General features: G+C 63.6%; 9 protein-coding genes. 6 read left to right on the forward strand and 3 right to left on the reverse strand.

Going from position 1 to position 13,752, the window contains the following annotated elements; genetic code table 11:
• Positions 1-73 precede the first annotated feature (73 nt).
• From AC0Z8Z_RS12410 to AC0Z8Z_RS12435, 6 genes are all read left to right on the forward strand, one after another.
• Positions 74-2,812, forward strand: a complete 2,739-nt coding sequence (locus AC0Z8Z_RS12410; protein ID WP_485619297.1) for a TonB-dependent receptor — start codon at positions 74-76, stop codon at positions 2,810-2,812.
• Between the two features lie 60 nt (positions 2,813-2,872).
• Entirely contained in the window at positions 2,873-4,825 is a 1,953-nt protein-coding gene (locus AC0Z8Z_RS12415; RefSeq protein ID WP_485619298.1) for an extracellular solute-binding protein, read from the forward strand.
• Position 4,826: 1 nt separating this feature from the next.
• Positions 4,827-5,897, forward strand: a complete 1,071-nt coding sequence (locus tag AC0Z8Z_RS12420; RefSeq protein WP_485619299.1) for a microcin C ABC transporter permease YejB — start codon at positions 4,827-4,829, stop codon at positions 5,895-5,897.
• Positions 5,897-6,919 carry an ABC transporter permease gene (locus AC0Z8Z_RS12425; RefSeq protein ID WP_485619300.1) on the forward strand — a complete coding sequence of 341 codons (1,023 nt, stop codon included), beginning with the start codon at positions 5,897-5,899 and terminating at the stop codon, positions 6,917-6,919. Before AC0Z8Z_RS12420 ends, AC0Z8Z_RS12425 begins: the two co-directional genes overlap by 1 nt.
• Positions 6,920-6,927: 8 nt before the next feature.
• Positions 6,928-8,520 (forward strand): ABC transporter ATP-binding protein, encoded by a 1,593-nt coding sequence (locus tag AC0Z8Z_RS12430; RefSeq protein WP_485619301.1) that lies wholly within the window; start codon positions 6,928-6,930, stop codon positions 8,518-8,520.
• Positions 8,521-8,604: 84 nt separating this feature from the next.
• A complete protein-coding gene (locus tag AC0Z8Z_RS12435) occupies positions 8,605-9,660 on the forward strand; it encodes a permease (RefSeq protein WP_485619302.1) in 1,056 nt (351 codons plus the stop codon).
• A gap of 1,021 nt (positions 9,661-10,681) precedes the next feature.
• On the opposite strand, the gene AC0Z8Z_RS12440 is transcribed toward AC0Z8Z_RS12435, so the two are convergent.
• From AC0Z8Z_RS12440 to AC0Z8Z_RS12450, 3 genes are read right to left on the reverse strand one after another with little or no spacing between them, the layout of a single operon-like run.
• The gene (locus tag AC0Z8Z_RS12440; protein WP_485619303.1) at positions 10,682-11,215 is read right to left on the reverse strand and encodes a GNAT family N-acetyltransferase; all 534 of its coding nucleotides are present in this window, start codon (positions 11,213-11,215) and stop codon (positions 10,682-10,684) included.
• A 7-nt stretch (positions 11,216-11,222) separates the two neighbouring features.
• Complete coding sequence (gene xylB / locus AC0Z8Z_RS12445) at positions 11,223-12,707, reverse strand: xylulokinase (protein WP_485619304.1); 1,485 nt, start codon at positions 12,705-12,707, stop codon at positions 11,223-11,225.
• A 43-nt stretch (positions 12,708-12,750) separates the two neighbouring features.
• Positions 12,751-13,749 (reverse strand): LacI family DNA-binding transcriptional regulator, encoded by a 999-nt coding sequence (locus AC0Z8Z_RS12450; RefSeq protein ID WP_485619305.1) that lies wholly within the window; start codon positions 13,747-13,749, stop codon positions 12,751-12,753.
• Positions 13,750-13,752: the final 3 nt, after the last annotated feature.

The following is a 13,752-nucleotide window of genomic DNA, read 5'->3' on the forward strand; positions in this document are numbered from 1 at the left end:
GCTACCACCGCGTCGGAGCAACGAGGGCTCACAAGGCCATTTCAATAACATCTGGAATAAGTCGGAAACTACCATGCTGATGAGCTTTCCCGGTTTTACCCTCAAGCCCCTTGTTGTTGCCGTACAACGCCACCCCCGTGCACTGATTTGCGCACTGGCGGTCGGCATGACCCCGGCCTATGGCGCCGACAGCACGGACAGCGCAGCCGAGGCCGCGACCGGCAGTGAAGCCGCTGTGCCCGCTGCAGCGGTGGCTGCCGCGCCGGCGACCACCCAGCTCAAACGGGTGGAAGTGACCGGTTCGGCCGTGCGCCGGGCCGATGCGGAAACCGCCGTGCCGGTGACCATCCTGCGCGCCGATGAACTGAAGAAACAGGGCGTAACTACCACCGAACAAATGGTCCAGCGCATCACTGGCAGCCAGTCAATGATGAACAGCGCAGGCTCGGTCGGTGCGTCAACCGGCGGCGCGTCCTATGCCGACATGCGCGGCATCGGTGCCAACAAAACCCTGATCCTGCTCAACGGCCGTCGTCTGGCCAACAACGCCTTGTCCGGCGTCGGCACGCCCAATGGCAGCGCCATCGACCTGAACATGATTCCGTTCGCCGCCATCGACCGCATCGAAGTGCTGCGCGACGGTGCCTCGGCGCTGTACGGCACCGACGCCATCGGCGGGGTGATCAACTTCATCACCAAGAAGTCGCTGACCGACGGCACCCTGAGCCTCGGCGGCGACACCCCGACGGCCAGCGGCGGCGGCGCCAGCAAGGACGTCAGCGCCAGCTGGGGTTTCGGCGATCTGGATGAAGACCGCTTCAACGTCATGGGCGTGTTCAACTACAACAAGCAGCAAAACCTCGACGCCAACGACCGCTCTTTCGACAAGGATTACGTCCCGGGCCGCGGCCTCAACCAGACCTCGGGCACCGCTTACCCCGGCAACTACTACCAAGGCAATAACAGCAGCAACCCCCTCGCGCCCAACTGCAACGGAGCCAGCCTGGTCAGCGTGAACGGGCTGTGCCGGTTCAGTACCCGCGAGTACATCGACCTGGTGCCGCAGACCGAGAAGACCTCGTTCTTCGGTCGCGCCACCGGCAAGCTGGCCGAAGACCACAACGTCAGCCTCGAATACTTCTTCGCCCGCAACAACAACGCCACCAGCATCGGCCCGGCGCCGTTGACCGGCCTGAGCATCGACCCGTCCTCCCCGTATTACCCCGGCAACGGCATTACCCCCGGCCCGAACAACTTCGCCCTCGACCCGACCCAGCCGGTGGACACCGCCTGGCGTGAAACGGCCGCCGGCCCCCGTGGCAGCAAGGACCAGAACACCAACCAGCGCCTGTTGCTGACCTTCGACGGCACCGTCGGCGGCTGGGATTACAACCTGGGCGCCAACTACAACCAGAGCAAGGTCGTTTCCAGCGTGACATCGGGTTACGCCAGCGACGCCGCCCTCAAGGCGGGCCTGGCCAGCGGCCTGCTCAACCCGTTCGGCCCGCAATCGGCGGCGGGTCAGCAGTACATCGACGATGCGGCGTACCACGGCGAATACTCCACCGCCGTTGGCCGCGTTTATGGCGTGGACGGACGTATCAGTCGCGAGATCGGTAACTGGTTCGGCGCCGGGGAATCCGGTCTGGCGCTGGGCGGCGAATACCGCAAGGAAAAGCTGCACCAGAACTACGAGGACTTCGTCGACGACATCAACAGCCTGGGCCTCGATTCGGCAGGCTCGGTGTCCGGCGATCGCACCGTGAAGGCCGAATACGCCGAGCTCAACGTCCCCGTCATCGACAGCCTGGAACTGACGGCCGCCGTGCGCCACGACAAATACAGCGACTTCGGCAGCACCACCAACCCGAAATACTCGTTCCGCTTCCAGCCGTTCAAAGAGCTGGTCATGCGTGGCGCGTACAGCGAAGGTTTCCGTGCGCCGTCGCTGTACGAGCTGTACGCCCCGCAGAGCCTGGCCTACAGCCAGGGTTACTACGATGATCCGACCCTTTGCGCCGGCGGTACCGTGCAACCGGGCGGTCAGGCGGGTCGTGACTGTAATCAGCAGTTCCTCAACCGCAGCGGCGGCAACGCGAGCCTGTCCCCGGAGAAAGCCCGCAACGTGACCCTGGGCTTCGTTTATCAGCCGATGAACAACCTCTCCATGGGCCTGGATTTCTGGTGGATTCACATCTCCAACCAGATCCAGTCGTTCCCGGAATCCACCGTGTTCGATCAGTCGGATCTGTATGGCGACCGCATCATCCGCAACGCCGACGGCTCCATCGCCAACATCGTGACGGGCAACTCCAACCTGGGCATCGTCAAGACCAACGGTGTCGACGTGACCCTGGACTACCGCTTCCCGAACACGCCGTATGGCCAGTTCGGCCTGGGGCTGACCGGTACCTACGTCAACCGCTACGACTTCCAGAACATCATCGACGGTCCGTACACCGACAAGGTTGGCGACTTTCAGGGTGATGGCGTGATTGCGCGCTGGAAACACGTGTTGATCGGCAGCTGGACCCTGGGCGACAGCCGTGCCTCCCTGACCAACCGCTTCACCAGCGGCTACAACGACTACGACCGCAGCACCAACGGCACCGTGCCGTCGTATTCGCTGTGGGACCTGTCGGTGGGCCATACCTTCGAGAAGGTGCTGGACCTCGATGCCGGCGTGCGCAACCTGTTCGACCGCGACCCGCCGTTCACCAACCAGGCCTACAACTTCCAGTCCGGCTACGACCCTCGTTACGCCGATCCACTGGGCCGCACGCTGTTCGCGCGGGCGACGTATCACTTCTAAGCGCTAGTGCCCGACGCGCCATTCCTGCGGCGCGTCGGGCTGCTCACAAGGATTGTCCGCATGTCTGCCACCCCCTTCTCCTTGCCGCGCCGCTTGCCGGGCACGGCATTGCTGTACACGGTGCTGTTTTTTACCTCGCTGTTGTCTGGCGCTCCTCAGGTGTTCGCCGCACCGGTGCACGCGCTGACCGTTTATGGTGAAGCGCCGAAATATGCCGCTGATTTTCAGCATTTCGATTACGTCGACCCTGATGCGCCCAAAGGCGGTTCCATGAGCCGCGCGTCCGAGGAGATCGGCCAGTTCAACTACCTCACGCCCTATGTCGATCAAGGCATTTCCGTGAGCCAGATCGATACGTGGGTATATGCGCCACTGGCCTACCGCTCACTGGACGAGCCCTACACGGTGTACGGGCTGGTTGCCGAGAAAATGGAACGCGATCCCGACAATCTGTGGGTGCGCTTTTACCTCAACCCCAAGGCGCGCTTCGATGACGGCACGCCGATCACCGCCGAAGACGTGCGCTACACCTGGCAGACGCTGATAACCCAAGGCAGCTTCAGCTATCGGCCGCTGTACGCCGACGTCAAGGACGCAGTCATCGAAGCGCCGGGGCAGATCCGCTTCGATTTCAAGACCGGCACCAACCGCACCCTCGCCCTGGACCTCGCCAGCCTGCGCATCCTGCCCGAGCACTGGTGGAAGACCCGCGACTTCACCAAGGGCGGCGGCTTCGAACCGCCGCTGGGCAGCGGGCCGTATCGGGTCGCGCGGGTCGACGCCGGGCGCAGCGTCAGCTTCGAGCGGGTCAGGGACTGGTGGGGCAAAGACCTGCCGGTCAGCCGTGGGCTCTACAACTTCGACGCGCTGACGGTGAATTTCTATGGCGATGTCGACGTGGCCCGTCAGTTGGTCCAGGCCGGCAACTTTGATTACAACCGCGAGTTCTCCTCGGCCGGCTATGTCGTCGGCTACACCGCGCCGAGCCTGCAGGACGGCCGTCTGCAAAAGACCATTCTGGCCAAGCGCCGCCCGGTGGCCGGTCAGGGCTTCGTGTTCAATCTCGACAAACCGATGTTCCAGGACCGGCGCGTGCGGGAAGCCCTGGCGATGCTCTGGGATTTCGAATGGGTCAACGGCCAGATCATGCGCAACTTCTATGTGCGCGAACAAACCTACTTCCCGAAAAGCGAAATGGCTGCCACCGAGCTGCCCGACGCCCAGGAGCTGAGCATTCTCGAGCCCTTGCGCGGGCAGGTGCCGGACGAAGTCTTCAATCAGGGCTGGCGCGCACCGAAGACTGACGGCAGCGGCTACATCCGCGACAAGCAGCTCAAGGCCCTGAAGCTGTTGGCAGATGCCGGCTGGCACGCGAAGAACAACCGGCTGGTGAACGCCGCCGGTCAGCCGCTGGAATTTTCCTTCCTCGACGGCCAGGGTGGTTTCGAACGGCTGGTGCTGCCGTACAAGCGCGTGCTCGCGCAGATCGGCATCACCCTGAATTTCCGTCGTGTGGACTCGGCGCAGTACATGAACCGATTGAACGCGCGGGACTACGACATGATCGTGGTCACCCTGCCCAGCAACGGCAATCCGATCCTCTCTCCCGGCCGCGAGCTGTACAACCTGTTCGGCTCGCAGAGCGCCCGGCAGGTCGGCAGCTCCAACGCCATGGTGCTGCGCAACCCCGCGGTCGACCGCCTGATCGACGGCCTGGTCGCGTCCAATAACCGCAACGACATGCTGCACTACGCGCGGGCGCTGGATCGGGTTTTGCTGTGGGGTTTCTACATGATTCCGAACTACTACTCCCAGGGCACGCCGGTGGTGTTTGCCAACCGTTTTGGCAAGCCGGCGATCGAGCCGATCTACGACGTCGGCCTGGAAAGCTGGTGGGAAGTCAGCCGAGTGCCACTGACCGATGCGCAAATGGCCGCGCAAATGCCCGCCCGTCCGGCGCCGCAGAGCAGCGTCGCGAATACCCATGCTGCACCGATTGCGGAGGGCCAGTGACATGCTCGCCTACACCCTGCGTCGCCTGTTGCTGATCATTCCCACGCTGCTGTGCATTCTGGTGGTCAATTTCCTTATCGTGCAGGCGGCGCCGGGCGGTCCCGTCGAACAAGCCATCGCCCGGGTTCAGGGCATGGCCCCAACGGGCGGCATTGGTGGCGGCGGTGGCGAAGTGGCGGCCACCGGCGGGATCAGCCGGGGCGCCCAAGGCCTGGACCCTGAACTGGTGGAAGCCATCAAGCACCAATACGGGTTCGACAAGCCGCTGCACGAGCGGCTGTGGCTGATGCTGACCCATTACGCGCAGCTGGACTTCGGCAGCAGCTTCTTTCGCGGCGCCACGGTGACCGGGCTGATTCTGCAAAAGCTGCCGGTGACGATCTCCCTAGGGCTGTGGGCGACACTCATCACGTACCTGATCTCGATCCCGCTGGGCATCCGCAAGGCCGTGCTGCATGGCAGCCGCTTCGATGTCTGGAGCAGCACGGTGATCATCATCGGCTACGCCATCCCGGCGTTCCTGTTCGCCATTCTGCTGATCGTGGTGTTTGCCGGCGGCAGCTACTGGAGCTGGTTTCCGGCCCAGGGGCTGTTCTCCGACGACTTCGACAGTCTCTCGCCGCTGGGCAAGCTGCGCGATTACCTCTGGCATCTGGTGCTCCCGGTCAGCGCGCTGGTCATCGGCGGCTTCGCGACCCTGACCATCCTCACCAAAAACAGCTTCCTCAACGAGATCGGCCGCCAGTACGTGGTCACCGCCCGGGCCAAGGGCCTCAGCGAGCAGCGCGTGCTCTACGGCCACGTGTTCCGCAACGCCATGCTGCTGGTGGTGGCGGGCATTCCCCAGGCGCTGATCGAGGTGTTCTTCGCCGGCTCGCTGCTGATCGAAACCATCTTCGGCCTCGATGGCACCGGCCGCATGAGCTACGAAGCGGCGGTGTCCCGGGATTACCCGGTGGTCTTCGGCACGCTGTTTCTGTTCACCCTGTTCGGCCTGTTGATCAAGCTGGTGGGCGACCTGTGCTACACGCTGGTCGACCCGCGCATCGACTTTTCCGCGAGGAGCGCCTGATGTTCGAGTTTTCCCCGCAAAACCAGCGCCGCCTGGCCAATTTCAAGGCCAACCGGCGGGGCTGGTGGTCGCTGTGGCTGTTCGTGGCGCTGTTGGTCATCTGCCTGTGCGGCGAACTGATCGCCAACGACAAGCCGTTGATCGTCCGCTATCAGGGCCATCTGTACTTCCCGGCCGTGCATCAATACCTGGAAACCGACTTCGGCGGCGAGCTGCCTTTCGAGCCGGACTATTCCAGCGACTACGTGCGCAAACTGATCGCCGACAAGGGCGGCTGGATGCTCTTCGCACCCATCCCCTTCAGCTACGACACGGTCAATTACGAACTCCGCGAGCCCTCGCCCAGCCCGCCCAGCGCGCGCAACTGGCTGGGCACCGACGACCAGGCCCGGGACGTGATGGCGCGGGTGCTGTTCGGCACCCGCGTGTCGATCCTCTTTGCCTTGGCGCTGACCGCCATCAGCACGGTCATCGGCGTGTTCGCCGGGGCGTTTCAGGGCTATTACGGCGGGCTGGCGGATTTGATCGGCCAGCGCTTGCAGGAGGTCTGGTCGGGGCTGCCGGTGCTGTACCTGCTGATCATTCTGTCCGGTTTCGTCGAGCCGGACTTCTGGTGGCTGCTGGGGATCATGTCGCTGTTTTCCTGGCTGGCGCTGGTGGACGTAGTGCGCGCCGAGTTCCTGCGCGGGCGCAATCTGGAGTACGTCAAAGCCGCCCGCGCCCTGGGCCTCAGCGACGGCGCGCTGATGTGGCGGCACATTCTGCCCAATGCCATGACCAGCACCCTCACCTACCTGCCATTCATTGTCACCGGCGCTATCGCCACACTGACCGCGCTGGATTTCCTCGGCTTCGGCATGCCCGCTGAAAGCGCGTCCCTGGGCGAACTGATCGGCCAGGCCAAACGCAACTTGCAGGCGCCGTGGCTGGGCGTCACGGCGTTCTGTGCCCTGGCGCTGATCCTCACGCTACTGGTGTTCATCGGCGAAGCCTGCCGTGACGCTTTCGATCCCCGAACTTGAGCGCTGCCATGACTGACCCTCTGATCCAGATCCGCAACCTGCGCGTGGCCTTCAACGGCGCCGAAGTCGTGCACGGCATCGACCTCGACATCCAGCCCGGCGAGTGTCTGGCGCTGGTCGGCGAATCAGGCTCGGGCAAGTCCGTGACCGCGCATTCGATCCTGCGCCTGCTGCCGGCCAAGTCCGTGAGCACCCAGGGCAGCATTCGCTACAAGGGCGTCGATCTGCTTAAAGCCAGCGACAAAGCACTGCGGGGGCTGCGCGGCAACCGCATCGCCATGATCTTTCAGGAGCCGATGACCTCGCTGAACCCGCTGCACACCGTGGAGAAACAGATCGGCGAAATCCTCGCCCTGCACAAAGGCCTCAAGGGCAAGGCCGCCCGCGAGCGCACCCTGGAGTTGCTCGGGCTGGTGGGCATTCAGAACCCGCCGCAGCGGCTCAAGGCCCTGCCCCATCAACTGTCCGGCGGCCAGCGCCAGCGGGTGATGATCGCTATGGCCCTGGCCAACGAACCCGAGCTGCTGATCGCCGACGAGCCCACGACTGCGCTGGACGTCACGGTGCAGTTGAAGATTCTGGAGCTGCTCAAATCCCTGCAACAACGGCTGGGTATGTCGCTACTGCTGATCAGCCATGACCTCAATCTGGTCAGGCGCGTCGCCCAGCGGGTCTGCGTGATGCGCGCCGGCGAAATCGTCGAACAGGCCGAGTGCCAAACGCTGTTCGCCGATCCGCAACACCCCTACAGCCGCCTGCTGATCAATGCCGAACCCGACGGCGAACCGGTGCCCGGCGAGCACACCCAGACGCTGCTGTCGGTGGACGCGCTCAAGGTCTGGTTTCCCCTGCCCAAACCTTTGTTGCGGCGCGAGCGGCAGTACATCAAGGCGGTGGATGGGGTGAGTTTCGAGCTGTTGAAGGGCCAGACCCTCGGCATCGTCGGCGAGTCCGGGTCGGGCAAATCGACCCTGGGCCAGGCGATCCTGCGGCTGATCGATTCCGAAGGCAGCATCCGCTTCGGCAACAAGGAGCTGAGCCTGCGCAGCCAGCAACTGATGCGGCCCTTGCGCAAGCGCATTCAGGTGGTGTTTCAGGACCCGTTCGGCAGCCTGAGTCCGCGCATGACGGTGCAGCAGATCATCGCCGAAGGGCTGCTGACCCACAGCATCGGCACCCCGGCCCAGCGTGAAGAGACAGTGATTCGCGTGCTCGGCGAAGTCGGTCTCGACCCGGGCAGCCGCCATCGTTACCCCCACGAATTCTCCGGCGGTCAGCGCCAGCGCGTGGCCATTGCCCGGGCGCTGGTGCTGGAACCGGAGCTGATCCTCCTCGACGAACCCACTTCTGCGCTGGACCGCACGGTGCAAAAGCAGATCATCGCGCTGCTGCGGGATCTGCAGATTCGCCACGGCCTCAGTTATCTGTTCATCAGCCACGACCTGGCCGTGGTTCACGCCCTGGCCCACGACGTGCTGGTAATCAAGGACGGCAAAGTGGTCGAGCAAGGCGCGGCGCGGGAGATCTTCGGCAACCCGCGCCAGCCCTACACCCAGGAACTGTTGCGCGCCTCCGGGCTGGATTTCGGCGGACGGGCGTGAGCCGACATACCTTGCGACACCTACTATAATGCCCGGCCACGGCGTATCATGCCGCCCCCTCGATTTCCTGCTCTGGTGCCTGTCATGACTGCCCTTCCGCTCACCTCCGAACGCCGCGGCTGGTCGTTCTGGTGGAAACCCCTGGCCTTCCTGCTGGTGGCCGCCATCGGCTTGTACTACGTCAAGTGGTCGCCGTATTACCTGAAGTCCTTCATCGCCGCCGACACCCATAACATCGGCGGCTCGATCATCAACGACAACCCGGCCACACCGTGGGCCGCCGCGCTGGCCTACGCCCAGGTCTATTTTCTGGCCATCTGGAAGGCCGCCGTGCTGGCAGTCATCCTCGGCTCGCTGCTGCAGGTGCTGATCCCCCGGGACTGGCTGCTGAAAATGTTCGGCCGCGCCGGGCTGGGTTCGACGATTCGCGGCGGCCTGTTCGCCCTGCCGGGGATGATGTGCAGCTGCTGCGCAGCGCCCGTGGCTGCGGGCTTGCGCAAGCAGAACGTCTCGGTGGGCGCGGCATTGGCCTTCTGGATCGCCAACCCGGTGCTCAATCCGGCCACGCTGGTGTTCATGGGTTTCGTGCTGGGCTGGGGTTTTACGGCCCTGCGACTGGTGGCGGGCCTGGTGCTGGTGATCGGTGTTTCCCTGATTGCGCAACGCATCTCCCGCCCGGAAGTGGTGCCAGAGCAGGCGCTGGAGGCCGTGGCCAACGCCGAAATGCCGGACGAAGGCAGCCTGCTGGTGCGTTGGGGCAAGACGATTTGGCAGTTGTTCTGGACCACCATCCCGATTTACGTCATCTCCGTGCTGATTCTGGGCGCCGCGCGGGTCTGGCTGTTCCCACACGTGGACGGCGCGATGGGCAACAGCCTGTTGTGGCTGGTGCCGCTGGCGATCGTCGGCACGCTGTTTGTGATCCCGACCGCTGCTGAAATCCCGATCGTGCAGACGCTGCTGGCCTTGGGACTGGGGACGGCGCCGGCTGTGGCACTGCTCATGACTCTGCCGAGCGTGAGCCTGCCGTCGCTGCTGATGCTGCGTAAATCCTTCGACGCCAAGGTGCTGGTGATCGTGGGGGTGTTGACCATGCTGGTCGGGGTCCTGAGTGGCCTGGTCGGGGCCGCTCTGTTGTAAGGCCAGGATCAAGATCTCAAGATCAAGATCTCAAGATCAAGATCTACAGCGGCTCTGCCTAACGGCAGAGCATTTCGCCTTCGGCGAGTTACTTGGAAAAGCACCCCAAGTAACCAAAGGTGCTTGCTCCTGGTTGGGTTCCTCCTTCGTCGGAATACCCTCACTCCGACGACGCTCCGTGGGCCCGCGCCGAACGGACATCCATGTCCTGACGGCGCTCTCGCCGCATCCATGCGGCTCGGCCCACTGCGCATCGTCTGCGTTCGGCCTGCACCCAAGTCGCGTTTTGCGGTGTTTGTACTATCGCGGTGGAAGATCAAGATCAAGGGCAGATCAAAGGCTTCCCGGCTAAAGCCGGTCCTACAAAAACACCGCGTACCCCTGTAGGACCGGCTTCAGCCGGGAAAAGGCCAGCCCAGACGCCAACAATCTTGATAGTGCCTACGCTCCACGTGGGCATGCATCCCAGGACGCTCCGCGTCCATTCCCGGCTAAAGCCGGTCCCACATGAACACCGCGGGCAGCCACGATCTGTAGGAGCCGGCTTGCTGGCGAATGCGGTGGGTCAGTCGATATCTTCGTTTCAGATCCCCCGAGTTCGCCAGCAAGCCGGCTCCCACAGTGAATGCGCATTTAGTCAGTGGGACCGGCTTCAGCCGGGAAGCTTTTGATCTGCATCTGCCTTTGATCTGCTTTTGATCTTCCTACACAAATAGCCCAGACACCGCCAATCGCGACTTGGGTGCAGGCTGAACGCAGGTCTCGCGCAGTGGGCCGAGCCGCATGGATGCGGCGAGAGCGCCGTCAGGGCATGGATGCCCGTTCGGCGCGGGCCCACGGAGCGGGACCGGAGTGAAGGAACCCGACGAAGTCGGGCCCAACCAGGAGCAAGCACCCTTGGTTACTTGGGGTGCTTTTCCAAGTAACTCGCCGAAGGCGAAACAGTCTGCCCCCAGGCAGACGCTCTTGACTTAAGGATCTTGATCTTAAGAATCTTGACCTTAAGGATCTTGATCTGCCCTCAATCGCCTGCCGTTATCCCTTTCAAATCGCACCACATATGCACCTTTGAAACATACCCCTCGCCCACCGCCACCGCATACGGCTCCACGCCAAACACCTCAAACCCCATCCGCTCATAAAGGCCCTGGGCGCTGCGATTGCCCTGCGTAACCGTCAACTGAACAAGCAACAGCTGCGACTGGCCCCGTGCATGATCCAGCACGCCTGCAACCAAATCCCGCCCGAGACCCTTGCCGCGATGGGCGTGCGGAACGTACATCCCGAACAGCGTGGATTTATGACGGGCCTTCTTTCTGCTTTCAACAGAAAGACCGGCAACCCCCAACAGATGGCCCCCATCAACAGCGCCAAACACCACATCCGCCACCTCAGAGCCCACTCCCAGCCGCTTCTCCCACCAGCCGATCGGCAACGCTTCGCGCTCGCTGACATCGGAGGTAAACGCCTCCGGGTGCAGACGGTAAGCGTCGAGCATCAGTGCTCGATAAGCCGCCGCATATTCAGGGGTTAGTCGCTTGATCGTCGTGGTCATCTCGGTTTCACTCCCGTAACCCCTTCGCTGCCGTCAATAACCCGCGAAATCTCTGATGACGCACCTGCAACGTACCCTGCACTTCCGGCATCGGCTGATAGCGCGCCTTCACCGGCATTCCCCTTTTCAACAGCTCAGCCCCTTCGCCGATCGACAAAAACCCAAGCTTTGCCGCGCCGATGCACGCGCTGAGTTCGCTGCCGTGCAGCGTGTACACCTCGCGATCCAGAATGTTGGCCAGCAACTGCGCCCAGTATTCGCTGCGTGCGCCGCCGCCCACCAGGGCGCAGGCGTTGACCGTGGCGCCGGCCGACAGCGTAGCGTTCATCGCGTCCAGCAGCCCGAAACCGACGCCTTCAAGCACCGCGTAACCCAACATTGCGGGCGTGCTGTCATGGCCCAGGCTCATGAACCCACCGCGCAACAGCGGGTCGTTGTGGGGCGTGCGCTCACCGGCGAGGTACGGCAGAAACAGCGGATTTGAAACCGCCACCGGCCGATCGACCGGCAACGCAGCGTGAACCTGATCGAGCAAGGCCTGCTCACTGGTCTGACCCAACAATCGAGTGACCCAGCGCAGGCAACTCGCTCCGGCCAGCATTGCGCCCATGGTGTACCAGCGCTGCGGCAGTGCGTGGCAAAAGCTGTGTACGGCGCTGGCCGGATGGCCCGCCGGATGATCGGTGATCGCGACGATGGCCGCGCTGGTGCCGAGGGTGACGAACGCATCGCCGGCGTTGATCGCGCCGATGCCCACCGCCGAGACCGGGTTATCACCACCGCCTGCGGCCACGGGCAGACCCTGCGGCAAACCCAGTGCCTGCGCCGCGTCGGCGCCGAGTACGGCGGACATTTGATCGGCTTCCAGCAACCGGGGCATCTGCTCCAGGTTCAGCCCGGTGGCGCGGAGCATCGGCGCATACCATTGGCGCTTCGCCACATCCAGCCACAAGGTGCCGGCGGCGTCGGACATGTCACTGACCTGCTCGCCGGTCAGCAGCAAGCGCAAGTAATCCTTCGGCGACAACACGCTGGCGATGCGCGCGAACACCTGCGGTTCGTTCTGCTGCATCCACAACAGCTTCGGCGCGGTAAGCCCGGCCATGGCCAGGCTGCCGGTGACCTCGGCGTAATGCGGGAAATCTTCGTTAAGCTGCGACGCCTGCTGCACGGCGCGGGAGTCGTCCCAGAGAATCGCCGGATACAGCACCTGCTCGGCCGCATCCAGCAGAACCGCGCCGTGCATCTGCCCCGACAAACCGATGCAGCCGATCCTCGCCCATGCCTGAGGATCGCTTGTCCGCAACTGCCCGAGGGCTGACAGGCAGGCCTGCCACCAATCATCGGGGTTCTGCTCCGACCAGCCCGACTGCCGCCGACTGACTTCCACGCGCGCACCGGCCTGGGCCAGCACCTCGCCGTCGGCATCCAGCAAAATGGCCTTGAGTTCGGACGTGCCGAGGTCGATGCCCAGGGAAACAAGCTGATTCATGAAAGTCCGGTTCCTGAAATATTCGGTGCCTGGCAGCGGCCCCTCAAGGGCATCCACACGAATTGCGAATGCGTAGCGTCGGCGCCAGTCGCTCCGACACTCGTTTACCCTCGGGTGCATCAATGCGCTGCAGCAGCAACTGCACCGCGCGCGCGCCCAGGGCCTGCACCGGTTGGGCAATGACGCTCAAGCGCGGCAAGAAAAAATCCGCCCAGTCAAAATCATCGAAACCCACCAGCGCCATCTGCCCCGGCACCTCGATAGTGGCATCGCGCAGCGCGTGCATGGCGCCGATGGTCATCAGGTTGTTCGCCGCCAGAATCGCCGTGGGCGGCGGGTTCAGGCGCAACAGTGCTGAAGTGGCGACCCGCGCGGATTCGCTGTTCGACTCACCGTCGATCAACAACTGCGGATCCCACGGCACATCAGCTTCAACGAGCGCCTGCCGGTAACCCTCGATGCGTTCCTCCGTCGTGCTCAGCCCACGATGGCCGGCGATCATGCCGATGCGCCGATGACCATGGCCGATCAAGTGCGTCACCAACTCAGCGGTGGACTGGCGATTCTCGACGCCGACCTGATCGAAACCCTCGACCGCCATGCGGTCCACCAGCACGCTGGGAATGGCGTTGCTGCGCAAGTAAGTCAACGCTGCCTGCTGCGGATCGCTCGACGGCGCAAGCAGAATGCCGTCCACACGCCGATGGTGCAGCGCCTGAACCACCTGCAGTTCCTGGTCGGGATCGTCGTGGGTGTCCACGAACAACATCATGATGCCGTGGCGCGCGCATTCGGTTTCGATGGCGTGCACCGTCTCGCTGAAATAGTGGTTCGACAGCGCCGAGATCGCCACACCGATGGTGTGGGTGCGCGAACGGGCAAGCGAGCGCGCCAGGGTATTGGGAATGTAGCCCAATTCCTGAACCGCTCGCTGCACCGCTTCAATCGTTTTGGCGCTGACCTTGCGCGTGCCGTTGAGCACATGGGAGACGGTCGACGTCGATACCCGCGCCCGCTTCGCCACGTCTTCCATCTTGATCACTGC

This window comes from Pseudomonas sp. 1L-C-7-B-C1, from assembly GCF_057291635.1.

Excerpts from the sequence above, each read along its gene's own strand:
- AC0Z8Z_RS12410 (WP_485619297.1), top strand. The coding sequence starts at position 74 with ATGCTGATGAGCTTTCCCGGTTTTACCCTCAAGCCCCTTGTTGTTGCC.
- AC0Z8Z_RS12415 (WP_485619298.1), top strand. The coding sequence starts at position 2,873 with ATGTCTGCCACCCCCTTCTCCTTGCCGCGCCGCTTGCCGGGCACGGCA.
- AC0Z8Z_RS12420 (WP_485619299.1), top strand. The coding sequence starts at position 4,827 with ATGCTCGCCTACACCCTGCGTCGCCTGTTGCTGATCATTCCCACGCTG.
- AC0Z8Z_RS12425 (WP_485619300.1), top strand. The coding sequence starts at position 5,897 with ATGTTCGAGTTTTCCCCGCAAAACCAGCGCCGCCTGGCCAATTTCAAG.
- AC0Z8Z_RS12430 (WP_485619301.1), top strand. The coding sequence starts at position 6,928 with ATGACTGACCCTCTGATCCAGATCCGCAACCTGCGCGTGGCCTTCAAC.
- AC0Z8Z_RS12435 (WP_485619302.1), top strand. The coding sequence starts at position 8,605 with ATGACTGCCCTTCCGCTCACCTCCGAACGCCGCGGCTGGTCGTTCTGG.
- AC0Z8Z_RS12440 (WP_485619303.1), bottom strand. The coding sequence starts at position 11,215 with ATGACCACGACGATCAAGCGACTAACCCCTGAATATGCGGCGGCTTAT.
- xylB (WP_485619304.1), bottom strand. The coding sequence starts at position 12,707 with ATGAATCAGCTTGTTTCCCTGGGCATCGACCTCGGCACGTCCGAACTC.